Raw genomic sequence first — 25,041 nt, 5'->3', positions numbered from 1 at the left:
CAGTCACTCCATGTGATCCGGAGCGATGTCCAGATTGCAGTGTAATGTGATGGGTCCGGAGGCTGGATTCGAACCAGCGCCCACCCGGTCCAGAGCCGAGTGTTCTACCGCTGAACTACTCCGGAACAGAGCGCGCATTGTCGAGCAACGCCTGAAGAATGTGAAGGGCCACGGGCTTCATTCAGTTTTAACTGAAGACAAAATGCTTTTTTCCTACCTGCTCCATCGAATCGATGTCTGACTGCGTTGTTGCATGGGATACAGTAGCTCTAAACAGGCATCGGTGTGGTTTGGTATAGCTTGCTGGACAGATTGAACATCCGCTGACGGCCGAAACAGTCTAAAAACTGTCAGCTCTCACAGGTTACCGAACCCGCAAACTCCGTTAGCTTAGCCAGTCAAGAGCTCAATCATCGATTGGCTAACCCACTCAGTATGTGCGAAAGAATTCGTGCATGACGTCCCACGAAATCTCAAACCGCAACACTTCGCCTCTCAAGCCTAAAGGACGAAACCGCCTGAGCATCACCGCCCGCCTGCCTGCCGCGCTGGGCATTCGTAGTGTGCGGCCAGCGCACGCCCAATTGCTGGGCGTCGGCGTGCTGATGCTGTTAGAGGTGGGCTGGACGCGGTGGTGTGTAAAGGCGTGGTGAACACGTGTGGCGAGGGAGTTTACTCCCTTGCCACAGGGTTTTCGCAGGGTGTGAAGACCGCGCTTAGCTCCCAGCTCGAAGGTGAAACACCAACACTTGCCGGGCTTGCGACTCTGGGAAGTTTCCGACAAGGGTTTCAGGTTATGGCTCGGAAAAGGGCTGATTAACCTCTCATCGTCGCTGCCAATTCAGTGACCGGATTTGACCGTCCGCCCCTCAAGTGCACCTGTGCCACATCGAATCAGGCGTTCTTTTTACGTCCGCTGTATCGTGTCGCGGCAGCTGTACGCGGGATACCTTCGGGTATGCCGGGCTCCTTGGGACCGGTCGGTCAACCCGCGTATAGCTGCCACCCTAATTCGTTTGACCGCGAACCGTGGCAGCTCCATTTCCCTTGGAGTTTCACCATGATTAAAGACAGCCCCAATCTCCCAGGCCAGCAAGACTTCGACACCAGCACCCTGCATGAAGTGGCCTACCGCGCGATCAATCACTACCTCAATTCCGGCAAACCCATCCCGGAACCCGACGAAGGCCTCTTCACCGTGCGTGCCAACCTAGGTACCGAAACCTTGCTAGTCAACGCCGCCCGGGACCTGGCGTCCATCTGTGATATTGCCAACCCTATGGCCTTTGAAATCGACGGCTCCCAACGCGATGTCGCGCTAGGCATCTGCCGAAAGCTCGAAGGTGTCCAGTTGCTGTTGGACAAAGCCCTGAACATGGCCCACTCGACGGCTTGAGATAGACGAGGTAGAGCGCCTGAGCTATCTTCGGGCGCTCTATCGAAAGCCCAAAACAGGAAGTTACCGCTTGAGCACGTCGCCCCTACTGCGAGGCCGCACCTTCGCCCTCCTCGCCGGCCAGGCCTTTATTGCCGTGGACCAACTGGTCAAACTGCTGGCCCTGGTTTCACTGCACGCCAACAGCTTCAAAATCGGCTCTAACCCGATCAACCTGGCGCTGGAACTGAGCCTCAACCCCGGCGCCTTCCTCAGCCTGGGCGCCGCGTTGCCGCCGCAGGTCAAACAACTGATCTTTATCGTCGGCGTGGCCATCGTGGTTGCCTGGGCGATGGTGTGGTCGCTGTCCAACTGGAGCCAGCCATTGCGTAAAGTCTTGCCGCTTTACGCGATTGCCCTGGGTGGTATCGCCAACTTGATCGACCGTGTTTTTCGCGACGGGCATGTGGTGGATTACATGGTGCTGAACGTGGGGCCGACGCATACCGGTGTGTTCAATATTGCCGATATCGCGATTACGGCCGGGGCGTTGTTCTTGATGCTCGATTTGTTCGTCAAGCCGCGCAACGCCTAACCAGCAGGGGGATTTCAGGGCATCAACCCTGAATCCCCAGGCCCTCAAAACACCGACCACCCAATCCGCTCACTCAACAACTCCAACGCCTTCATCCCGGCCAGCGAATTGCCCGCCGCATTCAACTCCGGCGACCACACGCACACGGTGAACTGGCCCGGCACCACCGCGACAATCCCGCCACCTACCCCGCTCTTGCCCGGTAAACCCACGCGATAGGCAAAATTGCCCGCCTCGTCATACAGTCCGCTGGTGGCCATGATCGAGTTGACTTGCTTGGTCTGACGCGCAGTCAAAATCTGCTCGCCGCTGTGGGCACTCACGCCCTCGTTGGCGAGAAAACTGAAGCCCCTGGCCAGGTCCAGGCAGCTCATTTGCAACGCGCAGTAATTGAAGTAGCTGTGCAGCACTGCGTCCACGTCGTTGTGGAAGTTGCCGAAGGCTTTCATCAGGTAGGCCATGGCCGCGTTGCGTGCACCGTGTTGGGCTTCGGAGTCGGCGACGACGCTGTTGACCAGGATCTGCGGGTTGCCCGACAGGCGCCGCACGAAGTCGCGCATCGACAGGATCGGCACGGCAAAGCGCGACTGGTTGATGTCGCAGATCACCAGCGCGCCGGCGTTGATGAACGGGTTGCGTGGGCGGCCGCGTTCGAATTCCAGCTGCACCATGGAATTGAACGGTTGCCCCGACGGTTCGTGGCCCAAGCGTTCCCAGATGGTTTCGCCGCCGTGATCGATGGCCTGCACCAGGCTGAACACCTTGGAAATGCTCTGCACCGAGAACAACGTGTCGGCATCACCGGCGCAGTACGCCGAGCCGTCGTTGCCGTACACGGCGATACCGAGTTGATTGGCGGGCACATCGGCCAGTGCGGGGATGTAGTCGGCGACTTTGCCCTGGCCGATCAGTGGACGAACTTCGTCGAGGATCGACTCGAGCAGCGCCTGCATGTCTTGTCCGGTCATTGTTTCTTTGAATCAGTGATAAACGGGGCGCGCAGGATACCTGAAACGCGCCGCTCAGGTGGCGCACTAGAGAACGTGAAGTCCAGCAGGGCAATACAGCGTTTTCATAGGGTGTGCATGGGTCAACTTCCAGGTAGGGATCGCTCGTCAATCAAAGGAGTCCAATAGCCCGTACACTGCGCCGCTGCGCTTACTCCACGAGGACTTTTGCATGAAATTGATGATTGGCTTGGCCGCCCTGTTGCTGGTATCGGCCTGCTCGACCCACTCGCCCACCGCTGCGCCGGCGCAGGATTCCGCCGCATCCACCTGCCTGGCGGGCGGTGGCACGATGAGGCAGGTCGGCAAGTTGCAGAGCTGGAAGTGCATCACGCCGTACAGGGACGCGGGCAAGGCGTGCACCGATTCGAGCCAGTGCGAGGGTGAGTGTCAGACCAGTGTGACCACGCAATCGGGCAACGGCCCTGTAGCGGGTACGTGCCAGGTGGATAACAGCCACTTCGGCTGCTCGGCGACGGTGGAGAAAGGCAAGCTGGGCCGGGCGATTTGTGTGGATTGATGGGCGCCGCCAAAACAGTCCAGGAGCGGGCTTGCTCGCGAAGGCGCAGTGTCAGTCACTGGGTGTGTCGCTGACCCGCCGCATTCGCGAGCAAGCCCGCTCCCACAGTTTTAACTGCGTACACCTAGAAAGTGCGCGACGTTGGAGACTGGCTCATCCAGCACAGTAGGCCGAACGGTGTGCGTGAACCAAAGGGCGCCACCGAATAATGTGGGAGCGGGCTTGCTCGCGAAGGCGCAGTGTCAGTCACCGGGTGTGTCGCTGACCCGCCGCATTCGCGAGCAAGCCCGCTCCCACCGTTTTTACTGCGTACACCTAGAAAGTGCGCGACGTTTGAACGGGTTCATCCATCACCGTAGGCCGAACGGTGTGCGTGAACCAAAGGGCGCCACCGAATAATGTGGGAGCGGGCTTGCTCGCGAAGGCGCAGTGTCAATCACTGAAGGTGTAGCTGACCCACCGCTATCGCAGGCAAGCCAGCTCCCACAGTTTTGACTGCGTACACCTAGAAAGTGCGCGACGTTGGAAGCGGGTTCATCTATCACCGTAGGCCGAACGGTGTGCCTGAACCAAAGGGCGCCACCGAATAATGTGGGAGCTGGCTTGCCTGCGATGAGGGCGTGTCAGCTGACATCAATGTTGCTGACCCACCGCTGTCGCAGGCAAGCCAGCTCCCACCGTTTTGACTGCGTACACCTGGAAAGTGCGCGACGTTGGAAACCGGCTCATCCAGCACAGTAGGCCGAACGGTGTGCCTGAACCAAAGGGCGCCACCGAATAATGTGGGAGCGGGCTTGCTCGCGAAGGCGCAGTGTCAGTCACTGAAGGTGTAGCTGACCCACCGCCTTCGCGAGCAAGCCGCCCCCACCGTTTTCAATGAGCACACGTCAAAAGTGCGCCACGTCGGATATCTGCTCATCCAGCACATCCCGCGCCAGCGCCCATGCCTGGTCCTTGGACTCTACGACCAGCAGTGGGTAGCCCCAGGCTTTGCCGAACATCGCGGCAAATGGCTTGAGGGCCAGGCGTTGGGCGGCACTGGGTTCTATCTGGATCATGCCTTTGACGAAGGTGCGCAGCGCCCGTTTGTTTTTCTTCATCCAAATCGAGGCTTGCCTGCGCTCCTCGTGAGAGTGCTCGTGGGCGTTTTCGTCCACGGATTTTTCGTGCAGCAGCAAGAAGGCCTGCTCTCTGGCCAACAACCCTTCAAAGACCACAAAGGCATCTTCCGGGCCGCTTTCGTTGGGCGCGTCGAAGACGATTTTCACCACGGGGAACGTTGTACTGTCGAGTCGCATGGCACAGCTCCTGAATGAGAGTAGATCTCACTATAGTGACCACGCCACTGGACGGCATTGCACAGAATAGCCAGACTGTTTCGCAATTCAGCCAAGCTGCGAACCGAATATGAAGCACCACCGCCTCGATCTGCATCATCCCTCGATGTCCAAGGATGCCGACGTATTCCCGCGTGCGGTGGTGGCCGTGAGTGCCAGCAGCACCAGCGAACGCTGGGAGCACACGCCGCATTCACATCGCAAAGGCCAACTGATGTACACCCTGCGCGGGGTGATTCACTGTCAGATCGAGGCCGGTATCTGGATCGTGCCGCCCCAGTGCGCGCTGTGGATTCCCGGTGGCCTGCCGCACGCCGCGAGGGGTTCAGGTGAGGCCGAGGTGTATTGCCTGTTGATCGACCCCGACGTCAGCGGCGCCCTGCCCGCGCAATGCTGCACCCTGGCTGTGTCGGGCCTGTTGCATGAGTTGATCGGCAAGGCGGTGAGTTTCCCGCAGCTGTATGACGAAGACGGCGCCCAGGGACGTTTGATCAACACGCTGCTCGATGAACTGGCCCAGGCACCGGTCGAAGCCCTGCATTTGCCCATGCCCCAGGACCCGAGGCTGCGACGCCTGGCGGAGAGTTTGCTGGCCGCCCCCAGCGACAAGGCCACCCTCAGCCAATGGGCCGTGCGCATCGGCATGAGCGAGCGCAGCATGACGCGCTTGCTGTTGGAGGAGCTGGGCTTGAGCTTCGGTCGCTGGCGCAGGCAGTTGCATGTGATCCTGTCCCTGCAACGCCTGGCCAAGGGTGAAAGCGTGCAGCGCGTGGCGCTGGACCTGGGCTATGAAAACGCCAGCGGTTTTATCACCATGTTCCGCAAAGCCGTGGGCCAGCCACCGGCGCGTTACCTGGCGGACCGCGCCGGGGCGTCGAGTACCACGCCTGCAGCCATTTCGATGCACTCGGGCGCCTGATCAGCGCTGCACCGGGACCCGAATATCGCCGCTGCGGCACTGAGTCTTGACGCTTGCGGGGCAACCGGCAAAGCGCAATTCCTTGGTCAGGCACACGCGCACTTCGGACAACACCTTGCCCTTGCAGATCACAGCCATGCCATGGTCGCCCATGGCCGGGTTGCTCTGGCGAAACAGGTGTTCGATGTCGCGCGCTTCCAGGTAGTTGGGCACATTGAACGGCTGCAACTGCGGCGGAATCTGCACTGTCGCCAGCGCCGCATCCGTCGCGTCCAGATAGCGCGACGCATCCAGACCGCTGCACGTGCCGTGCCTGGACCATTCATGTTTAAGCAGCGTGCGCGTGGGGAATATCAAAGCGCCCTTGGCCAGTTCCTGCGCCGACAACCGCGATTGCGGGTCACACGATGCAGGCCACCCGCCTTTGGCGTATTGCGGCCATAGCCCATGCAAGACAAACCCATAGCCCTTGCCGGAGCATTGTTGGTTGTCCGCGTGCGTGAGGCAAAACGTCGGCGACCACGACAGTGACAGCAGGTAAAAATCAAAATCTCCCGCGGGCCTCTGCTCGCGTGGCGCCGCTTGCGCCACCATGCTGGCCAGCACCAGCCACAGCGCTATCCAGGCTGTCTTGTAGTTCATCCATCTGTTCCTTGAAAACATAGGCGCCGCGCACCGCAGGACGGTTACTCGGGGCGGTTGGGATTGCGCTGCAGTACCTTGTCCAGAACCCGATCGGTCTTCAACGCCTCGATCGCCAGCGAAGGATGCTCGGCCTCGCCACGAATGTGGGCGTTCATCGCCAGCACATGGTGCCACTGGATATGCGCATGGCAAGGTACTTCGAGCACTTCGTCGACTTCGCCTTCAAGGCGCAATGGCTGGTCTTCGAACACGGCAAAGGTGATGCGGCCGCGGCTGCCGATCAGCTCTACGCGGTCTTCGCGGCGGTCCGCAACGAAGTTCCAGCAGCCCATGCCCAGCGCGCCGGAACCGAAGGTCCAGCAGGCCGTCACCGCATCTTCGGCGGCATATTCCCCGGCTTGTCGGGCGGTAAACCCGGTGACTTCGACGATATCGCCGGCCAGAAACTGAAACAAATCAAACCCGTGGCTGGCGAGGTCGGCAAAGTAGCCGCCACCGGCAACAGCCGGGTCGGTACGCCAATTGGCGGCGCTGGCGTCCGCGGCGGCCGGTGGTTTGCTCAAGGTCCAGATCACTTGGCGCAATTCACCGATGCGCCCGTCTCGCAGCCAGTCGCGCACCTGCTCAAAGCGCGGCAGCGAGCGGCGGTAGTAGGAAACAAACAAGTGCAACCCGGCGCGTTCGAAGGTGCGCTGCATCAACGCGCTTTGCTCGGCGTTGAGGGCCATGGGTTTCTCGACACAGCAATGTTTGCCGGCGGCCGCCACCATCAGGCTGTATTCAAGGTGGCTGTCAGGCGGTGTAGCGATGTACACCGCGTCCACTTCAGGGTCGTCGATCAGTGCCTGAGCGTCGGTATAAAAGCGCGCAATGCCGTGGCGTGCCGCATAATCGCGCACCGCCTCCTCGCGACGCCCCATCACGGCCACCAGTGCCGAATCTGGTGCTTTGTAGAAAGCGGGTCCACTCTTCAATTCAGTGACACTGCCACAACCGATCATGCCCCAACGTACGGTAGTCATCTGTTCTCCTCGTCCGTTTTCATCAATCGGTCAGTATCCACATCCCCACCCGTGCGCGCCATAAGCACTTAGCATGACAATTGCATTACACTTTTATGACATTCATCCCGCTGCGGGGGCACACACGATGAAAATAAGGGCCACGGTCATTTGCGAACACGAGGGGCATATCCTCTTCGTGCGCAAGGCCAGATCGAAATGGGCATTGCCCGGCGGCAAGGTCGAGCGTGACGAGCGCCCGGTCGGCGCGGCCGAACGCGAGCTCGAAGAAGAAACCGGATTGAACGTGGACGGCTTGCTGTACTTGCAGGAAGTGAAGGCCCGCGACACCGTGCACCACGTGTTCGAAGCCTCGGTGGTGAATATCGCCGAGGCACGACCTTGCAACGAGATCGTCGATTGCCGCTGGCACGCCTATGCCGCGCTGGACGAACTGGACACCACCGACGCCACCCGCCACATCGTCAAATCCTTCCTGCGCCGCTTGTAATTCCGCGCTCTGCACGCTGTCCAGCCAACCTCGCTTCACCACGCCATTCGCTTTCTGCCGTTCGACAAAGGATTTGACGAACGCGGCAGCGGCCGCATGCGCTACCGAAACCGCGCGCGAGTCGCCAAATAGGGCATCTTCGAAAGATGGGCCGGTTAGCCTGAGAGCCTTGCGCGGTGAAAGTTGTGGGAGCGGGCTTGCTCGCGAAGACGGCATGTCAGTCAATGAATTCGTACCCGACCCACCGTCTTCGCGGGCAAGCCCGCTCCCACATTGGGTTTCCCTACCGTCAGGTAACTTGCAACCCGCCGCCGCACAGCGAAGAAGCGCTTTTGTTGTAACCCATCAGGGCGCGGTGCTTTGCTTTTGATCGAGACTCGGCCCCAAAAAGGTGACCGACACTCGGGTTGTTGTGCCCGCACTGGCGCCTTCGCGGCCTCGCTAAAGCTCGACGGCTCCCCCACTGGATCTGCACAGGACCGTGAACGCTAAACCACCACTTCCCGCTCTAACACCAAGGTAATCCCGGTCTGCCCATACGCCTTGGACACCCCATTCATGGCCTTGAAGTCGGCAAAATCCTCACCATCATTCGGGTCCATGTACCCACCGCCCGGCCGCTCCATCACATAGTGCAGGCCAATCAAAAACGTCGTCACCACGATCAACGCACGCCGGTTCGCCGCCAACGTCGGAGGTTTGCCATGAATCACCGGAAACCCGGCCTTGATGCATTGCTCCTCGCACTGCGGGTAGAGCACCGACAGCGCCGTGGCCAGAAACCCATCCATGTAGATCGTCACATTCAACCCCAGCGAGCGCGCCGCCAACGCCACGTTATGCGGGTAAGAGTAACCCGCCTTGGTCGGGTCGAAAGGCTTGACCACTCCGCCCGTAATGGCGCCGGACGTGATCTTGTACAGCTCGACTTCACACATGTTGGTGCGCAGGGCGTCAGTCGCCGTCAGGCCTGCGGGCAAGGTGCCGCCCAGTTCCACGGCGGCGCACAGCAACGAGGCCGCCCCACAGGAAAATCCAAAGGCTTGTTTCTTTTTAGCAGCCGGCATATGCAACTCTCGAGGGTGATCGTGAGTGCATAACAGCTCAAGAGCGCGGTTTATTCCCCGCGACCTGGGGAAGTTTCTCGCGGCTTTTGGCCTGCCCGCGCTGGTACAACGCCTCCACCAGTTTCTGCCGTTCATCCTGGGGCAGATTGCTCGCGAACTGCGCCAGTGTCGTGTCCACCAAGGCCCGCAGCGCGGCGTCGGCCTCGCGCGCCTTGGCCAGCTCCGTCACCAGCACTTCGCGATCAAGGGTCGGCGCTTCCAGCTGTTTGATCACGCCCAGCCGCGCTTCGCGACCGGCCATGATCAGCGGTTGGCTGTCGGCACGGTTCTGGCGCAGTAACTGGCGCAATTCCTTGCGTCGCTCTGGCGGCAATTTGATCATCGCCTGGCGCAAACCGTGCTGGTTGACCACCGCTTCGGCAGGCCGGGGCGTGGCCATCCAGTGGTAGAGGCCGCCACCCACGCCGCCGATCAAAAACACGTTGAGCAGCACCGAGACAAGCAACCACGGTTTAAGGGATTTTGGGGTCATTGCTCGGTTTCCTCGGCGTTGACGGTGAAGACGACGTCGGCATCGCCCTGATCGAAGACGCTGGGCAGCACGTCGGATGACAGCATCGGCAACGGCACGCTCAGCGACGCCACCAGCACCCCGGCGGCGATGCCGGCAATGCCCGCGCCCACCAGGCCTGCGGGCGACAGCCAGTGGGCGTAACGCGACCAGAACGACGCCCGTCGCGGTGCAGACTCACGGATCTGGCGCGCCAGCGCCGGGTCGGCGAATGCCAACTGATGGCTGTCCAACTGCCCATCCAGCCAGCTGGCCTCACGCAATGCCTCGCGGGCGTGGACATTGCCGCTGTCGAGCAGCGCCTGGGCGGGCGCCTGCTCAGCCAGAGGCCAACGGTGCAGGCTGGCCCCGTAGGCGTCAGCCAGGTGCGCAAATCGTTCAGGTTTCATGGTTTTCCCCTTCCTGGGCGGGCGAGCCCGGGTGTGTCGGCAAGTTGACTGCGCAACTGGCGTCGGGCCCGCGACAGCAGGCTCTCCAGTGCCTCGACGCTGATGTTCATCAGGGCCGCGGCGTCGATATTCGACAGCTCCTGGTAGTACTGCAACACGATGGCTTCGCGCTGCCGCTCGGGCAAGGTCGCCAACGCGGCGGCCATCCTTGCACTGCGGTCGGCCGTTTCCAACTGTTCATCAAGGGCCGGCGCGCTGTCCGCCAGTTCCAGCACCTCGTCTTCGTTCAACGGGCGCTCCTTGCGCCGACGCAACCGGTCGTGGCACAGGTTGAGTGCCACGCGGTGCAGCCAGGTGTCGAAACGCGCTTCGCCAGGCCGCCAGCTGGCCGCCTGGCGCCAGATGCGCAGGAAACTTTCCTGGGCCACGTCCTTGGCCTCGTCGGCATCCCCGAGGATCCGACTGGCGAGCGCGAGCAAACGCGGAAGCTTGCGCGTCACCATTTCGTTGACGGCAGCAGGCTCGTTGTTGCTGATACGCGCCAGTAGCTCAACGTCCGGATCAGTGTCTTTCAATCGGGCAGTTCTCAATGCACTGGCTAAGGTTCAGGGTTCAGCGGATCCAGTGGCCTTCGCGCCAGTACCAGTTCGGGCCACGGGATTCCCAGTGCCCAGGTTCCCAACGGGCATTGCGCACCACCTCCTGCCAGTGGCCCGGCACCCAGGCATACGCGCCGTGCATCCATTGCCAGTGGCCACGGTCCCAGACAAAGCCTGGGCGTTCGGCGGGAATCACTTCAACACGCTCCGCCGGTGGCGCCTGGCGGATGATCACTTCGGTTTGGGCAAAGGTCGGGGGGCTGACAAGCGCGGCAAACGCCAGCGGAACCAGCAAGGCATAGCGCAATTTGGCCAGTGGATTCATGGCAACTCCTTCATACGGCGGACGAAAATGTTCGCTGCTGATGGGTTGAACGGCGGGGTAGGAAAAATCCGTCGCGATAACGACAAAATTTTTCTCGACGCTGGTTAAGGCGAGTATTACTCAGGGGATGGCGGCGCTTGATGAAATGTTTGAAAGCGTGGCGACGGATTTGCGCAAGTGGCGGCGTTCAAGGTGTAACGCAATGCACACCATGAGGAAATAACCATGTCTCGTCGCCTGACTCTGCTTGTCGCCGCCCTGCTGATCGCCAGCCTCAGCGGCTGTGTCATCCTGCCGGAACACCGGCATTGCTGCTGGCGCTACTACGGCGCTGTGTCCACGCCCAGCAGCACCGTGAACAGCTAACCGACTGCCGCAAAGCCACGGCGCCCGGCCTTGATCTCGGTGCGCAGTTCGCCAATCAGGTTTGCGATGGAACGGACGCTGTCCAGACCTTGGGGCGACACCCGGGTCAGCAACAGGTCGACACGCCCGGACGCCGGTTCAAATACGCTGATGCGCAGCGAGCCGTCGCTGTTGAGGCTGCACTCACACACAAGCGGCAGGAAGCCCGAGGCCATGATGCGGTTGAGTTCGATGATCGACATCATGACAAGCCCCCGTCCTTGGGTTCTACCCTGTAGGTGTGTTGCATCCAGCATAGATAAGCTTTTGCCGAGCACTGAACAATTAATTCAAAAGTGATACCTGAGCCGCATTTTGCCTTGTGGACGCTGGCGCCCTGGCGCCAAAAACCCAGCACGCGACCTCTCGTCCGCTGCCTGGGCAAGCGCTTGACTCTACACGGCGTTCACAAGACGCTCTTGGCTCTTTGCCATCATCCAGAGCAGCCCGCCATGAGCATCGATCCCCCAAGACTGCCCGACAGTGATGTATACAAAACGCTGCTGGAGTCGACCAAGGCCATTCCCTGGCGCATCGATTGGCAGACCATGACGTTCACTTACATCGGTCCGCAGATCGAAGCGTTGCTGGGCTGGACCCCGCAAAGCTGGGTCAGCGTGGACGACTGGGTCGAGCGCATGCACCCGGACGACCGTGAGTACGTGGTGAACTTTTGCGTATCGCAATCGCGCGCCGGCGTTGACCACGAGGCCGATTACCGCGCGCTGACGGTAAACGGAGACTACGTGTGGATTCGCGATGTGGTGCATGTGGTGCGCAAGGGCGATGAAGTCGAAGCGTTGATCGGCTTCATGTTCGATATCAGCGAGCGCAAGAAGACCGAAGAACACTTGATTCGCCTGCAAAAACAACTGGAGGAATATTCCTTCCAGGACGGCCTCACCGGCATTGCCAATCGCCGCATGTTCGACACCGTGCTGGAGCGCGAATGGGCAAGCGCCCAGCGCAGCCAGTTGCCGCTGTCGTTGATCATCCTCGATATCGATTTTTTCAAGCAGTACAACGACCACTACGGCCACATCAAAGGCGACGAAGCCTTGCGCCAGGTAGCGCGCACCTTGTCGCTGGCGGCTAACCGTCCACGGGATTTCATTGCGCGGATCGGCGGCGAGGAGTTTGTGTGGCTGCTGCCGGAGACTGACGCGGCGTCGGCCAGGCAAGTGGCGCGACGCTGCCTGCACCTGATCTGCCAACAACAGATCGAACATGGCTTTTCAGCGGTTTCCAAACTGCTGACCCTGAGCCTGGGCGTTGGCACTCATCTGGTGACGCGCAACAGCAACCTGCTCGAGTTTGTCGAGTCAGTCGATAAGTTGCTGTACAAGGCCAAACATAACGGGCGTATGCGGGCAGAGTTTGCCGACGATGAACTTTGACTCCACAGTCAAATTCCGGGCAAAAAAAATCCCAAGTAGCTGATGGAAACTTGGGATTTAAAAGTGCATAAACCGTGGGAGGTGAACGCCCGGCTATAGTACCGATTGTAAAAACCTGTAACAAGATGATTTTAATCCTTTCGTCGGATTGAAAACGCCGTAAGTCATTCAATAACCACACATTTTTTAAGGAGGACGGGATTATAAATGCCACTGTTTGGTGCAAGTTACGCCTCTATCTCCTTATATTAAAAAGGGTTATGAATCATAGAGGTGCAACACTGTTGGATGATTGCCCGTTTAATTGCCGGCATGTATCGCGAAGTTCCAGGCTGTTGGACGACGCCGCGCTGGCGACACGCTCTACCTGCCTGCAAAGTGCCAACCGCTCGGCCGCCTCGACGCGCGCCCGGTCGACCTGGGCATTGAGCCACATGAAATAGCCACCCAGTAATACCGCGACGCACAGAACCCCGATCGCAAAGTAGCGAAAGCCGTAGGACGCTGGGGGTTCCGTTGGGTTCATGACACTAAGGCACCCTGCTCTTCTCGTACCGGACGTCGTCGCCCTCGACCCGAGCAACCATCGACCAGCCCAGCCGCTGGTAAAACCCGTTGGCACGGATTTCATCGCGGCCATCGGTGATCAAAAACAACCGTTCATGCTGTTCAAACAGTGCCGCTTCAGCCACCGCCATCAGCGGCGGCCCAAGCCCAGGCCTTCGTAGCGGGCAGTACAAACATCGCAAACACCTCGCCTGCGGCCCGGTCGACCATGGAAAAGGCGACAGGCCGGCCCTCAACCTCGGCGATCCACACACAGGGCGCTTCACGAATGCTGTCTGCCAGCACCTGCGGGGTAATCCCCAGCGCGGTCATCTGTTCGCGGCTCAAATGGTTTTGCACCACCGAGGTGCGAATAGCGAAGAGCGTGTCGATATCGTCCGGCGTCGCCACGCGTATCGGAATTTGCATACGGGCCTCCTGTTGAAGGGCGCAATTGTATGCACATAGAAACATAAGCATTGTCGTGGATTTGTAAAAAGCCAGCCTGCGGGTGTATGTGAGCGCTGTCGAGCGCCACCGACAAGCACGCGCTTTATCTACACCGCATTCGCCTGCTGCTGGCGGCGATACTGCCCCGGCGCCATGCCATGCGCCTTGCGAAAGCAGCGCGAAAAGTACGCCTCATCGGTAAACCCGCAGCGCTGGGCGATCACGCCGATCATTTGCGCGCTGTTGAGCAACAAGGTGCGCGCCAATTGCATGCGGCGATCAAGCACCAGTTGCGAAAAGGGTTTGCCGGTTTCCTTGCGCAACAAATGCGTGAGGTAGTTGGGCGAGAGGAAGGCAGCGGCCGCAGCCTCAGTCAGGTTGAGGGTTGGCTCGTGCAGATGCTCGCGAATGTAGCCTTGCACCCGCGCCAGGGCGTCCTTGCGCCCGCGCCGGGTCGCGTTATTGGCGGCAAATGCCTGCAGCGGTTCGGCGTACTGCTCGCAGACCAGACCGATCAGTTGGAAGAGATAGCCTTTCAACCGCTCACGGGCGCCGAAGGTGCGCTGGGCGTCCAGAGTGCGCATGTGCGCCAGCCAGGATTTCACGTCGTCGAAGGCCGCGTCGTTGAGGATGAAATCCAACTGCTCCTGAAAACGAAACGGCGACAACTCCGGGGCTTGGCCGATGGGAATGTCCTCCAGGTCCAGCGGGTCGCAGGTCAGCTGCGGCAGAAAAAACGCCTGGCTGAAGTTGATCAGCATGAACTCGCCGTCTTCGGGATGGGGAATCACATGCAGGCGATGGGGCAGGATAAACGCCAGCGCCTTGTGCGGAAACGGCCGCACCGCGCCGCCGATATGCTGCACGGTGTCGCCGCCCAGGTTGATCTGGATCTGGAAATATTCATGCCGATGCGGACTGGTCAGCGCCGCCCGCCCGCGCTTGTCGCGGATATAAAAGTCGGGACGGTCGCTGCGTTGTTCCATGCCATAAGTGGTGACGCGGGTGCCTGGCATAACGAAATCTCGGGTGGCCTGGGCACCACTGTAGCCTCAACCCTGGCTGAGGGTGAAGCTCAGCTCGCCAACGCCGTCGATGCCGGCAGTAACCACATCGCCCGGCTGCAGCGCGCCAACGCCGGCAGGGGTGCCGGTAAAGATCAGGTCACCGGCCTTGAGTGCGACGGATTGCGAGGCATAGCTGATCACTTCACTGACCGACCAGATCAAGTCGGCCAGGTCGCCTACCTGGCGCTGTTCGCCATTGACCTTCAGCCAGATTTTGCCGGTAGACGGGTGCCCCACCGCACTCACGGGCTGCAACGCAGTGCTGGGCGCCGACTCATCAAAGGCCTTGGCCCATTCCCACGGGCGTGAGAGCTTTTTCGCCTGGGCCTGCAGGTCGCGGCGGGTCAGGTCGATGCCGACGCCGTAACCCCAGATGTGGGAAAACGCATCCTCGGGAGTGATGTTTACCCCGCCCTTTGCGATGGCCACCACCAGCTCCACTTCATGGTGAAGATCGGCGGTCAGCGGCGGATAGGCAATCACGCCCTCGGCCGGCACCACCGCGTCAGCCGGTTTCATGAAGAAGAACGGCGGCTCGCGATCCGGATCATGCCCCATCTCGCGGGCATGTTCGCTGTAGTTGCGGCCCACGCAGAACACGCGGCGCAGCGGAAAACGTGCCGCGCTGCCACGGATGGCCAGGGATGGGGTGGGTTCAGGAGTAATTACATAATCAGTCATGGCCTGCGCCTCTTGGTTTGCCTGGCGCCAGTATGACGAGGCGTGCCAGGGCAAAGTTGGACAGGCTGACGCAGATTTTGCACTGGCCGGTGCAGGTTAACGGGTTATTTACGCGCCACCTTATAGCGCAGGCAATCCTGATAAAAGCTCTGACGAATCGCCTCGGGCTTGAGCCGGGAACGGCTGTCGTAGGTCTGCTCGGTGATGCCCATGGCCATCATGCGCATCCATGACTTGCTGAACGTGATGGTCTGGATTTTTTGCCGTGCGGCATACAGCGACACGCCCGACAGTTTGAGTTCCTGGGCCCTGGCGGCAGTGCCGGCGCCCCAACTGCACATGTACTTGTCACCCTCGCGCAGCTCCCGTGCCTGCACGGCAGCTGCGCCGCCCGCCAACGAGCAGGCGATCAGCATGATTCCAACAGTGCGCATTTGCTTCCTCACCTAACCACCTGAAAATAAAAGTGATTCTGGCGAGAATTTTGTTACAAGGGGGCCATTAAATTGCCTTATCTGCCGTTCACCATTGATAGGTCGCGCTCGCCTGCACTGTACGCTGCGAGCCATACCAGCACCACGAATAGGAATAACAGGACGCCACGTATTCCTTGTTCGCCAGGTTAGTTGCGTTCAGCGCCAGGCGCAGGTTGTCCATGGGGTTGGCGATATTCGGGATGTCGTAGTGCACCGCCGCATCAACCAAGGTGTAGCCCGGCACTTTCAGGGTGTTGGCGGTATCGCCCCAGGACGAGCCGACATAGCGCGCCCCCGCGCCGACGCCGAAGCCCTTGAGCTGGCCGTCGTGGAAGGTGTAGTCGGCCCACGCCGAGGCGGTGTGGCGCGGTACACCGTAGGTGGTGGTGCCCTCAACCGGAATCGCCGGACCTATGCCTTTATCAGTGAGCGGCGCGTACTGCACGGTGCTGTTGGACTTGCTCGCGCGGTTGTCCAGGTAGGCGTAGGCCGCAGTGATGTCGAGGTTATCGTTGAGGCTGGCCTTGCCTTCCAGTTCAAAGCCACGTGACTGCTGCTCGCCGTCCTGGACGCTGCAACGGCCGTTGCCACACAGATGGCTCGGGTCCGGGTCCAGGGTCGGCACGTTGCTCTGGCGCAGGTCGAAAATCGCTGCGGTGATAAAGCTGTTGCTGCCCGGTGGCTGGTACTTGATGCCGATTTCATACTGTTTGCCTTCGGTCGGCTTGAACACCGACCCGCCATAACCGGTGCCCGATTGCGGGTTGAACGACTCCGCATAGCTGGCATACGGCGCCAGGCCGTTGTCGAACAGATAGACCACGCCGACACGGCCGGTAAACGCCTTGCTGTCCAGGGACGACTTGCTCTTGGCGCCGGAGCTGATGGTTTTGGTGGTGCTGTCGGTGCTGGCCCAGTCATAACGACCACCGAGCAACAGCACCCATTTGTCCCACTTCATTTGCTCTTGCAGGTACGCCCCGGTTTGCTCGCTGCGAGAGGTTGCGTCGGTGGCGAACGCCGGCGTGACCACAGGCGCGCCGTATACCGGGTCGAAGATGTCGAGGTTCGGCCCCTTGCCGTAACCGGCCTTGGTGTCGGTGCGGGTGTTCTGGTAGTCGAGGCCCATCAGCAATGTGTGCTGCAACGGCCCCGTGTCGAATTTGGCCTGCACCTGGTTGTCGAGGGTGTAGGCGTCCATGTCGACATCGGTGGCGATGGTCGAGCGGTTGGACGTGCGGTAATCGGCCTGCAGGTTGCTGTTGTAAATGCTGCGGTAGATGCCTTCGGCGCGCAGGTAACGCGCGTTCTGGCGCACAGTCCAGACATCGTTGAAGTGATGCTCGAAGGCGTACCCGACGGAGTAGTACTCGCGGTCGCTCTTCTCGAAGTTCTTTTCGCCGTCGTAGAAATCCACGTCGATCTTGCGCCCGGTGGGGCTGCGCAACACCGAGCCCCAAGCGGGAATAGAACCGTAGGACGCGCCTTTGGGGTCCTTCTGGAAATGCCCGAGCAGGGTCAGCGAGGTGTCCTCGTCCGGGCGCCAGGTGAAGGCGCTGGACAGCGACTGGCGACGGGTTTCGGTGTGTTCGACCTGGCCATCGGCATCATCGAACAACCCCGCTACTCGGTAGGAATACACGCCCTGATCATCCAGCGGGCCGCTGAGGTCGAAGGTGGTGCGCTTCTTGTTGAAGGTGCCGTACTCGACGCCGACTTCATGAAACGGCGTGTCCAACGGACGCTTGGTGACCATGTTGATCACCCCGCTCGGCGTGCCCTGCCCGTACAGCACCGACGCCGGGCCGCGCAGCACTTCGACGCGCTCCAGGTCAAAGGCGTCTTTTTGCGGCAACGCGTCACGACTCGACGGCATGCGCAGGCCATCGAGGTAAGTGGCCGGGGCGAAACCGCGGATGGTCAACTGGTCGAGACGCGAGGCCGTGGCGCCACGGGTTTCCGGAACCACGGCGGCGCTGTAGCGCAGGATCTGGTTGAGGCTTTCGGCGTTCTGCGCGCGCATCTGGTCCTTGGTGACCACGGAGATCGACTGCGGGGTTTCGATCAGCGCGGTGTCGGTCTTGGTGCCCGACAGGCTGCGGGTGGCCACATAACCGGCGACTGACCCGGTAGGGCTTTCGCTGTGGTAGGCGCCGCTGATGGTGGTGGCCTGCAACTCCATGGCGCCGCCGTTATCCGGTATGGCTTCCAGGCGGTAGCGGTCGGCGGAGATCTTCAGCGCCTGCAATCCGCTGCCGGCAAGCAACTGAGTCAGCGCCACGTCGGTGTCGTACTGCCCGTTCAAACCGTTGCTGCGCTTGCCGCGAGTCAAACTTGCATCGAATGCCAATACCAGGCCGGCCTGTTCGGCCAGGCTGTTGAGGGCCTGGCTGAGGTCACCGGCGGGAATCGAGAAACCGCGCAACGCGCTGCTGCTTTCTTCTGCGAACGAGCACTGGACGCTCAGCAATGGCACGGCGGCAAAGGCAAACGCCACTGACAGGGCCAGTGGATGCAAGGGACGAGCAAGGCGCGACATGGGAAATCCTGCGTAATAGAGGTTCTATTAACCATGACGGCCATGTCGGAAAATCGGGCAAGAATGAGAGTGGTTTTTATTTGCTGAGGTTTTACGCAATGAGCCAGGTCGCTTTTTTGTGTAGGCCTTCGGGGTAGTTCTTCGCGGTTTTTACCCGCTTAAAGTCATCCCTTTCTGATTTTTCCAGCCGTTCATCCAGGCGCTTTTTCCTGCGGCATGCTCCGACGCCTTGCCCTTTTGCCGAGACGTCACGGATGACCCACGCCGCCCACATTGCCTTTATCGAACATGAGCTCAATGGCTTCCATCAGAGCCTGGCGGAGTATCGCCAGCAGATGGGCGCCTGGTATGCGCGGGCGATGGACTCGGTCAGCCATGCGGCGGACATGCCGTCGTTGCTGGGGATGGATCGGGTATTGCGGGTGGGGGATTCGCAACGTTCCTTCAGCATTTCCGATGCGGATTTTTCCACCGTTGCGCGCTGCCCAGCGGGTGGCGAGCTGAAGATCGAGAGCAAGTTCGAGTCGGTGTACGACGTGCCGATCGGCGAAATCCCGGTTGAGGTGATTCGCCTGGAAGACGGCAGTTCTACGCGAGTCATGCTGGATGAACATGGCAAGGCCTCCCACACCTGCGTGGCCGGTGGGCGCTATCAAGTGCGGGTACAAGGCGGCGTTTCCACGCAGCAGGTAGACGCGTTGTTTGCCTCCTACGCCGGGCTGACGGCGGACCTGGAGCAATGGCTGCGCGAGCAATGGAACGGCTTCAAACCGTCTTGGCAGCAATCCACCGCCAGCGCGATTGGCAGCGGCGTGCTCGCGGGCAGTTGGGCGGCAATCAAGGAGGTCTGGGACAGCATCAAGCTGGTCCAGGCGATTCTTGCAGACCCCATGAAGTTCGGCGAGCAACTGGGTGCCGAGGCCGCCAAGTTGGCGCAGTTGGCCACCGATGCGCCGCAGGTCATGGAAAAGGCCATGTTGCTGGCCAGTGACGAGGCGGCGCTGTACCTGATGGTGCGCACGGCGATGCTGTGGCTGGACGCGTTGCCACCGGGCGATATTGCCGAGGCGGCGGCGGGGTTTGTGGTGTCGCTGCTTATCGATCTGGTGATTGGCACGGTGTTGATGATCGCGCTGCCGGCGGCGGGTGTGGCGTACCTGAGCTTGCGGTTGGTCAAGTATGGCGCACAGGTTCTCGATGCCGCAGTTGGCTTTGTGCGCGGCCTGCTTGGGACTCTGACCAAGTTCATGCAGGCGGTGGATCGCTACAAGGCCGTGGCAGTTCGCGGCGTAGTCGGTGGGCTGAAGCAAGGCACGATGCAGATGCGCTGGCGGGCACGGCAGAACGCGGTGCTGAAGCAGAAAGAACATGTGGATGATGTGCCTGCGGCTGCGAAGAATCCCCGTGGAGATGCGGCGGCGCCTGCGGATAAAACCGCCACCCATGGCTGCCCGGTGTCGATGGTCACCGGGGAAGAATTGCTGACCCTTACCGATGGCGCGCTGGACGGGATTTTGCCGTTTGAGTGGACGCGGTTGTACCGCACCAGTGCGGCGGAAGTGGATTGTGGGTTGGGGTTTGGTTGGAGTCATGCGCTGGCGCAGCGGTTGGTGGTTGCGGGTGATTCGGTGGTTTGGACGGATCATGAGAATCGCAGTACTGAGTTTCCGTTGCCTTCCGTTTCTCGGCCTGCGATTACCAACAGCTTGGCCGAAGCGGCGATCTACTTGGGTGCCCTGCCTGATGAGCTGGTGTTGGCTCAGGCATCACGTTTTTATCACTTTCGCGACGGTCAGCTGACAGCGATCAGCGATGCGTATGACAACCGGTTGCGCATTTCTCGTGATCGTTTGGGGCGGATTGAGCGGCTGGATAACGGTGTCGGCCGTTGTTTGTTTTTGCGTTACGAACTGGGCCGCATTGTGGCGGTGGACTATCAGGTTCATCGCGCCAAAGGCCGTGAGCCCTACGACTGGGTGACGGAGCAGAACGTCGTTTCCTACGCCTATGACGACGCTGGGCGACTGGTTTCGGCGACCAATGCCGTAGGTGAAAGCGAGGTTTATCGGTACGACGAGCAGCACGTCATTCTTGAACGGCAGCTGGCCGGTGGGGCGAGTTTCTTTTGGGAGTGGGAACGAGCTGGTAAGGCGGCGCGATGTGTTCGGCACTGGGCCAGTTTTTCGCAGATGGACACGCGGTATGTGTGGGAGGACGGCGGCAGGGTCACGGTTCACAACGTTGATGGCAGCCAGGAAGTGTATGTCCATGACCAACGGGCGCGGCTGGTGCAGCGGGTTGATCCCGATGGCGCTGAACACTTCAAATCCTATGACGACAAGGGCCGGCTGACGGTTGAGCAGGACCCGCTGGGAGCGGTGACGGCGTATCAGTACGACGACGCGGGACGCTTGGTGGCGCTGTTTCCGGGGGAGGATGAGCCGACTGCCTACGAGCACGATAACGGGTTCGTACGGGTTGCGGCGGGGAGAGGCGGTTTGGAAGTATGAGCGTAATGATCAGGGCGACATTACGCGTCAGACAGATCCTGACGGCTATGTTACGGACTACACCTACAACAAACACGGGCAACTGGTTGGGGTTTGGTATCCGGATAACGGCTGTCATCGGCTGGTTTGGAATGAGCGTGGGCAGCTTGTTGAAGAACAACTGCCGAATGGCGGGGTTAAGCGGTATCGATATGACGATGTTGGTCGGCAGACGGCGCGTGAGGATGAGCATGGCGCGCTGACTCAGTATCAGCGGGATGCAGCCGGGCGCCTGTTAAAGCTGACCCAGCCCGATGGGGCGACGCGAGAATACAGCTACAACCCGTACGGAAAAATCACCTCTGAACGTGACGGATTAGGCCACGTCACCCGCTACGAATACGCCGACGGCCTGCACCTCATCAGCCGCCGCATTAATTCTGACGGCACCCAGGTCAACTACCGCTACGACAACACCCGGTTGCTGCTGACCGAGATCGAAAACGAAGTCGGTGAAACCTACCAACTCGACTACCACCCCAACGGGTTGATCAAGCAGGAAACCGGTTTTGACGGCCAGCGTACGGCGTACGTCTACGACCTCAACGGCAACCTGCTGGAGAAAACCGAACACGGCGACGATGGCAGTCAGCTAATCACCCGCTACGAGCGAGACCCTTCCGGCCGCCTCGTACGAAAAACTCTCCCAGATGGCAACGTTGTTGAATACGCCTACGACCGCCAAGGCAACCTCCTCAGCGTCGACGACGGCCACTGGGCGCTCGCCTACGAATACGACAGCCAAAACCGCCTCACCGCCGACCACCAAGGCTGGGGCACCCTGCGCTACGGCTACGACGCCTGCGGCCAACTGAAGAACCTGCGCCTGCCGGACAACAACCGCCTCACCTTCAACCACGACAAAAGCGGCCACCTCGCCACCGTCGAGCTAAATGGCAAAACCCTCACTTCACACCTGTTCAAAACCGGAAAAGAACGCCAACGCCAGCAAGGCGAACTCCTCAGCCACTACGACTACGACGAGCAAAACCGTCTGCACGCGCATGCAGTGACCCAAGAGGAACACAAGCTCTACCGCCGCCACTACGACTACGACAAAGCCGGCAACCTCACCCGCCTGCTCGACACCCGTAAAGGCGAACACCACTACCACTACGACCCCCTCGCCCGCCTCACCCGCGCCGATCACTCGCAAGACCAGCAGGAGCGCTTCGGCCACGACCCGGCCGGCAACCTGCTGATGCAAGACCGCGCCGGCCCGGACATCGTGGCGGGAAATCGGTTGGTGATTCAGGGCGATCATCATTATGACTATGACGCGTTCGGCAACCTGATCCGTCAACGGCGCGGTAAAGGCCACCAACTCGTCACCGAGTATCGCTACGACTGCCAGCATCGGCTGATCGGCATCACCCAACCGAACGGACAAACGGCCAGCTATCGCTATGACCCGTTTGGTCGGCGTATCAGCAAAACCGTCGAAGGCATAACCACCGAGTTTTTCTGGCAAGGCGACAAGCTGATTGCGGAACATCACGCGGATCGTCATCGCAGTTACATTTACGAGCCGGACAGTTTCCGCCCGTTAGTTCTGCTGGAAGGCTTCGGCCCTCAAGACACCCAGCCCTTCCACTACCAACTCGACCACCTCGGCACCCCGCAAGAACTCACCGCCCCCGACGGCGAAATCGTCTGGTCCGCGCATTACCGTGCCTACGGCCAGATCAGCCGCCTCGACATCGAAAAAATCGGCAACCCGTTACGTTTCCAAGGCCAATACTTCGACCCGGAAAGCGGACTGCACTACAACCGCCATCGCTACTACAATCCAGATATTGGTCGTTACCTGACGCCCGACCCGGTGAAGCTGGCGGGTGGGATCAATGCTTACCAGTACGTGCCCAACCCGATAGGGTGGGTAGATCCGCTGGGATTAAATCGGTGCCCTGGTGGAAACGGATGTAAATCTACCCATAAAATCGAGGAGCCATCCTACACAGCTAGGGTTAACGAGCGAGAGCCAGAAACGCCGACAGGGGCCGACAGTAAACTCTCCCGAAATGGAGCATTCAGAAGGGCGAAAGAAATTGGCGGAATCCCTAAAAACCAGCATCCGGCACGCGTTTATCGAGAGACACTTACCGATCAAAATCGCTATATACAAGGACGTGTATATGAATTTAAATTACTCGAACGAAAAATTGAGATTCGCGAACATTCCCTTGGGCACAATAAAGGTAATCATGCACCCCACTTCAATACTGAAACAACTATCAACCATCGTAAAGTCCCACTAAAAATCGGCGATGACTCTCACACATACTTTAAGAAATGACTAATGAAAACCGTTTTCATCCAAGAAGTCGGCATTCACCCATGGGGTCAAGTATACGCGACCAACGATCACGAATTTTCGACAATTTCCCTGCTAAACCAGGACTTTGAAAGCGTTTGGAAAACATGGTGCGAACTTGCATCCGCACTGACATCGGAATGGCCAACAATCTCAATTTGGTACACCATGGGATTCCCGTACGAAAGCAAAACCCAGGAATATCTGGCTTTAAAACGTTTTGCGAAATCGTCAAGCCCCAAAGACATATTTAAAAAAAATGAAGCCACTTCAATTTATTCTGGAATAGAGCACTTGAGTTCAAAACCTGATCAGATAGACCCGGCCACACTCACTAGCTATCGTTATACTGTGACACTCATGCAGAAAAAAAATAGCGAGCCCAGCGACGTTTGGAATAAACTTAGCGATCTGAGCCACTTATCAACATCAGATGATTTCAAGCTAATATTGGCAGACCGAACCCTACTAGCTTTCAGATTCCATGATGCAGAAACACACGGAGTAGCTCAGATTATTTTTCACTCAGAGCATTTGCCCATCCTAAACGATGTAATTAGCAGGATGGAAATCAAAGAGATTCAGCAAAGAGACGTCTACACTTACATACACAGCTGAGCTATATAAAATGATTCTGCCTCTTTGGTGTCGGCCTTGACATACCCGATCTCCCCTGCCTGCTTGCCCAAAAAATATAAAGGCGAAGATCAAAATATGTGGCAGAACTGGGCTGACCCGCTCCAGAGTAAGAGACTTACAAATAACAAACCTTCCTCACAGAGAGGTATTAAGCGTAGGCCGCAGAAATAAAACGGATACCATTTCTCATTGCAAAAATCAAAATCAACCTTTATTGAACCCAAAGGTAAGCATTCATCTCTGCCTGCCCCCTCAGTTTACAATGACGCAATCCACGCCAATAAGACACCAATAAAATGAAAACAATCTGTGTGCCACTCACGATCGAAGCAATGAGACTGCTAGACATAAACGACTGCCCAGACCATCTACTTGAGAGCACGTCGCTTACAGAAGAAGAATACCAACAACTTTTAGAGTCTCGCGCATTAGAAAAAATAAACAACACCACTGGAAAGATAATCGATGAATATGAGGATGAAGCCATAACCACTCCGCAGGAGCTAAAGGAAAGCCTGCAAATACTGAAAACTCATTTAAAACCTAAAAACTCAAAAACGTTAAATAAAATAATCAGATTAAATGCATTAGCAATTAATAGAAACACAGGATTGTTTTTCTTTTTCTAACATAAAAAACTAAAAGCCGCTGCCGGTTTCACGCAAGAAAAAACAAAACCGTCACGTCAGGCACAATTGAACGTTGGCTACAACCCCCACACTTATTCAATGGATAGAAATAAAACGGCCTACATAGACGAGCCTCAAGTCAAACCATGGGAAGGTAGAGACCAGACAAACGACCCAGTTTTCCGTACGATGACTTTGATTGATCACGACTTCATTAGTGTTTGGTTTTCTTGGCGCGAGGATGCAGAAAGGCTTTCAAAACATTGGCCTATTCAGCAAGGGTGGTGATCGATAGACGGAGTGAAATTCAACTCAAAAGCTGAAGAGCATCTATTGAAGAAAAGTTTACCCAACGAACTTAAAAGCGGAGGCTTTTTCAAAAAAATGAAGCAAGAAAGGTTTACTCTATTATTAAAAATCGACCGACCGCGCCGAGCAAAATAGACCATCCGGTTCTGGAAGCCCCGCAAGACGTTGTTTTATTGCTT

The 25,041-nt window shown here is 58.8% G+C and carries 26 protein-coding genes, 1 tRNA gene and 2 pseudogenes; 12 read left to right on the top strand and 17 right to left on the bottom strand.

What is annotated here, in order from left to right:
- Window positions 1-50: 50 nt before the first annotated feature.
- Window positions 51-125 (bottom strand) — tRNA-Gln (locus AACW30_RS08820).
- A gap of 330 nt (window positions 126-455) precedes the next feature.
- Between AACW30_RS08820 and AACW30_RS08815 the strand changes: the two genes are divergently transcribed.
- From AACW30_RS08815 to AACW30_RS08805, 3 genes are all read left to right on the top strand, one after another.
- A complete protein-coding gene (locus AACW30_RS08815; protein WP_200624779.1) occupies window positions 456-653 on the top strand; it encodes a hypothetical protein in 198 nt (65 codons plus the stop codon).
- 407 nt (window positions 654-1,060) lie between these two features.
- Window positions 1,061-1,396, top strand: a complete 336-nt coding sequence (locus tag AACW30_RS08810; RefSeq protein WP_200624778.1) for a DUF6124 family protein — start codon at window positions 1,061-1,063, stop codon at window positions 1,394-1,396.
- A 70-nt stretch (window positions 1,397-1,466) separates the two neighbouring features.
- Entirely contained in the window at window positions 1,467-1,970 is a 504-nt protein-coding gene (locus tag AACW30_RS08805; RefSeq protein ID WP_200624777.1) for a signal peptidase II, read from the top strand.
- A gap of 44 nt (window positions 1,971-2,014) precedes the next feature.
- On the opposite strand, the gene glsB is transcribed toward AACW30_RS08805, so the two are convergent.
- Window positions 2,015-2,923, bottom strand: a complete 909-nt coding sequence (glsB, locus tag AACW30_RS08800) for a glutaminase B (RefSeq protein WP_200624853.1) — start codon at window positions 2,921-2,923, stop codon at window positions 2,015-2,017.
- Between the two features lie 226 nt (window positions 2,924-3,149).
- Between glsB and AACW30_RS08795 the strand changes: the two genes are divergently transcribed.
- Window positions 3,150-3,497, top strand: a complete 348-nt coding sequence (locus AACW30_RS08795; RefSeq protein WP_119741734.1) for a hypothetical protein — start codon at window positions 3,150-3,152, stop codon at window positions 3,495-3,497.
- Window positions 3,498-4,384: 887 nt separating this feature from the next.
- Here the strand turns inward: AACW30_RS08795 and AACW30_RS08790 are convergent.
- The gene (locus AACW30_RS08790) at window positions 4,385-4,795 is read right to left on the bottom strand and encodes a hypothetical protein (protein WP_200624776.1); all 411 of its coding nucleotides are present in this window, start codon (window positions 4,793-4,795) and stop codon (window positions 4,385-4,387) included.
- 109 nt (window positions 4,796-4,904) lie between these two features.
- On the opposite strand from AACW30_RS08790, the gene AACW30_RS08785 reads away from it, so the two are divergent.
- The gene (locus AACW30_RS08785) at window positions 4,905-5,753 is read left to right on the top strand and encodes an AraC family transcriptional regulator (protein WP_200624775.1); all 849 of its coding nucleotides are present in this window, start codon (window positions 4,905-4,907) and stop codon (window positions 5,751-5,753) included.
- On the opposite strand, the gene AACW30_RS08780 is transcribed toward AACW30_RS08785, so the two are convergent.
- Both AACW30_RS08780 and AACW30_RS08775 read right to left on the bottom strand, forming a co-directional pair.
- Entirely contained in the window at window positions 5,754-6,395 is a 642-nt protein-coding gene (locus AACW30_RS08780; protein ID WP_200624774.1) for a ribonuclease T2 family protein, read from the bottom strand. It lies immediately after the preceding gene.
- A 44-nt stretch (window positions 6,396-6,439) separates the two neighbouring features.
- Window positions 6,440-7,420, bottom strand: a complete 981-nt coding sequence (locus AACW30_RS08775) for a Gfo/Idh/MocA family protein (protein WP_200624773.1) — start codon at window positions 7,418-7,420, stop codon at window positions 6,440-6,442.
- A gap of 127 nt (window positions 7,421-7,547) precedes the next feature.
- Between AACW30_RS08775 and AACW30_RS08770 the strand changes: the two genes are divergently transcribed.
- Window positions 7,548-7,910, top strand: coding sequence for an NUDIX hydrolase (locus AACW30_RS08770; protein ID WP_106577784.1), 363 nt, complete (start codon window positions 7,548-7,550; stop codon window positions 7,908-7,910).
- Window positions 7,911-8,398: 488 nt separating this feature from the next.
- On the opposite strand, the gene AACW30_RS08765 is transcribed toward AACW30_RS08770, so the two are convergent.
- The 5 genes from AACW30_RS08765 to AACW30_RS08745 are packed head-to-tail and all read right to left on the bottom strand — an operon-like array spanning window position 8,399 to window position 10,861.
- Window positions 8,399-8,977 carry a hypothetical protein gene (locus AACW30_RS08765; RefSeq protein ID WP_119741720.1) on the bottom strand — a complete coding sequence of 193 codons (579 nt, stop codon included), beginning with the start codon at window positions 8,975-8,977 and terminating at the stop codon, window positions 8,399-8,401.
- Window positions 8,978-9,014: 37 nt separating this feature from the next.
- Window positions 9,015-9,509 (bottom strand): periplasmic heavy metal sensor, encoded by a 495-nt coding sequence (locus AACW30_RS08760; RefSeq protein WP_106577782.1) that lies wholly within the window; start codon window positions 9,507-9,509, stop codon window positions 9,015-9,017.
- Window positions 9,506-9,937, bottom strand: a complete 432-nt coding sequence (locus AACW30_RS08755) for a hypothetical protein (protein ID WP_200624772.1) — start codon at window positions 9,935-9,937, stop codon at window positions 9,506-9,508. Before AACW30_RS08755 ends, AACW30_RS08760 begins: the two co-directional genes overlap by 4 nt.
- Window positions 9,934-10,512 (bottom strand): RNA polymerase sigma factor, encoded by a 579-nt coding sequence (locus AACW30_RS08750; RefSeq protein WP_200624771.1) that lies wholly within the window; start codon window positions 10,510-10,512, stop codon window positions 9,934-9,936. Before AACW30_RS08750 ends, AACW30_RS08755 begins: the two co-directional genes overlap by 4 nt.
- Window positions 10,513-10,549: 37 nt before the next feature.
- Window positions 10,550-10,861, bottom strand: a complete 312-nt coding sequence (locus AACW30_RS08745; RefSeq protein ID WP_200624770.1) for a YXWGXW repeat-containing protein — start codon at window positions 10,859-10,861, stop codon at window positions 10,550-10,552.
- 225 nt (window positions 10,862-11,086) lie between these two features.
- Here AACW30_RS08745 and AACW30_RS08740 point away from each other — a divergent pair, with 225 nt between their 5' ends.
- Window positions 11,087-11,227, top strand: coding sequence for a hypothetical protein (locus AACW30_RS08740; protein WP_179677705.1), 141 nt, complete (start codon window positions 11,087-11,089; stop codon window positions 11,225-11,227).
- Here AACW30_RS08740 and AACW30_RS08735 read toward each other — a convergent pair.
- Window positions 11,224-11,472 carry a DUF1652 domain-containing protein gene (locus tag AACW30_RS08735; protein WP_106577778.1) on the bottom strand — a complete coding sequence of 83 codons (249 nt, stop codon included), beginning with the start codon at window positions 11,470-11,472 and terminating at the stop codon, window positions 11,224-11,226. The genes AACW30_RS08740 and AACW30_RS08735 overlap by 4 nt on opposite strands.
- A gap of 246 nt (window positions 11,473-11,718) precedes the next feature.
- Between AACW30_RS08735 and AACW30_RS08730 the strand changes: the two genes are divergently transcribed.
- Entirely contained in the window at window positions 11,719-12,663 is a 945-nt protein-coding gene (locus tag AACW30_RS08730) for a sensor domain-containing diguanylate cyclase (RefSeq protein ID WP_200624769.1), read from the top strand.
- Between the two features lie 265 nt (window positions 12,664-12,928).
- Here the strand turns inward: AACW30_RS08730 and AACW30_RS08725 are convergent, their stop codons facing one another.
- The 6 genes and pseudogenes from AACW30_RS08725 to AACW30_RS08700 form a co-directional block, all read right to left on the bottom strand.
- The gene (locus tag AACW30_RS08725) at window positions 12,929-13,189 is read right to left on the bottom strand and encodes a hypothetical protein (RefSeq protein WP_200624768.1); all 261 of its coding nucleotides are present in this window, start codon (window positions 13,187-13,189) and stop codon (window positions 12,929-12,931) included.
- A 4-nt stretch (window positions 13,190-13,193) separates the two neighbouring features.
- A pseudogene (locus AACW30_RS08720) lies at window positions 13,194-13,638 on the bottom strand (GNAT family N-acetyltransferase).
- 128 nt (window positions 13,639-13,766) lie between these two features.
- Complete coding sequence (locus tag AACW30_RS08715) at window positions 13,767-14,675, bottom strand: helix-turn-helix transcriptional regulator (RefSeq protein WP_200624767.1); 909 nt, start codon at window positions 14,673-14,675, stop codon at window positions 13,767-13,769.
- Window positions 14,676-14,711: 36 nt separating this feature from the next.
- Entirely contained in the window at window positions 14,712-15,407 is a 696-nt protein-coding gene (locus AACW30_RS08710; protein WP_200624766.1) for a fumarylacetoacetate hydrolase family protein, read from the bottom strand.
- A 104-nt stretch (window positions 15,408-15,511) separates the two neighbouring features.
- The gene (locus AACW30_RS08705) at window positions 15,512-15,841 is read right to left on the bottom strand and encodes a hypothetical protein (RefSeq protein ID WP_106577772.1); all 330 of its coding nucleotides are present in this window, start codon (window positions 15,839-15,841) and stop codon (window positions 15,512-15,514) included.
- Window positions 15,842-15,929: 88 nt separating this feature from the next.
- On the bottom strand, window positions 15,930-18,422 hold the full coding sequence (locus AACW30_RS08700; protein ID WP_200624765.1) for a TonB-dependent siderophore receptor: 2,493 nt from the start codon (window positions 18,420-18,422) through the stop codon (window positions 15,930-15,932).
- 254 nt (window positions 18,423-18,676) lie between these two features.
- On the opposite strand from AACW30_RS08700, the pseudogene AACW30_RS08695 reads away from it, so the two are divergent.
- From AACW30_RS08695 to AACW30_RS08685, 4 genes and pseudogenes are all read left to right on the top strand, one after another.
- Window positions 18,677-22,896, top strand: a pseudogene (locus tag AACW30_RS08695) (RHS repeat-associated core domain-containing protein); the annotation flags it as partial.
- A gap of 14 nt (window positions 22,897-22,910) precedes the next feature.
- Complete coding sequence (locus AACW30_RS31505; protein WP_442793529.1) at window positions 22,911-23,267, top strand: HNH/endonuclease VII fold putative polymorphic toxin; 357 nt, start codon at window positions 22,911-22,913, stop codon at window positions 23,265-23,267.
- A 3-nt stretch (window positions 23,268-23,270) separates the two neighbouring features.
- Window positions 23,271-23,903, top strand: coding sequence for a hypothetical protein (locus tag AACW30_RS08690; RefSeq protein ID WP_119741702.1), 633 nt, complete (start codon window positions 23,271-23,273; stop codon window positions 23,901-23,903).
- Window positions 23,904-24,256: 353 nt separating this feature from the next.
- Window positions 24,257-24,553 carry a hypothetical protein gene (locus AACW30_RS08685; protein ID WP_234452657.1) on the top strand — a complete coding sequence of 99 codons (297 nt, stop codon included), beginning with the start codon at window positions 24,257-24,259 and terminating at the stop codon, window positions 24,551-24,553.
- Window positions 24,554-25,041 lie beyond the last annotated feature (488 nt).

Source organism: Pseudomonas sp. MF6747 (assembly GCF_963890955.1).
GTDB lineage: Bacteria > Pseudomonadota > Gammaproteobacteria > Pseudomonadales > Pseudomonadaceae > Aquipseudomonas.
This window is presented reverse-complemented; position numbering and strand designations above follow the sequence as displayed.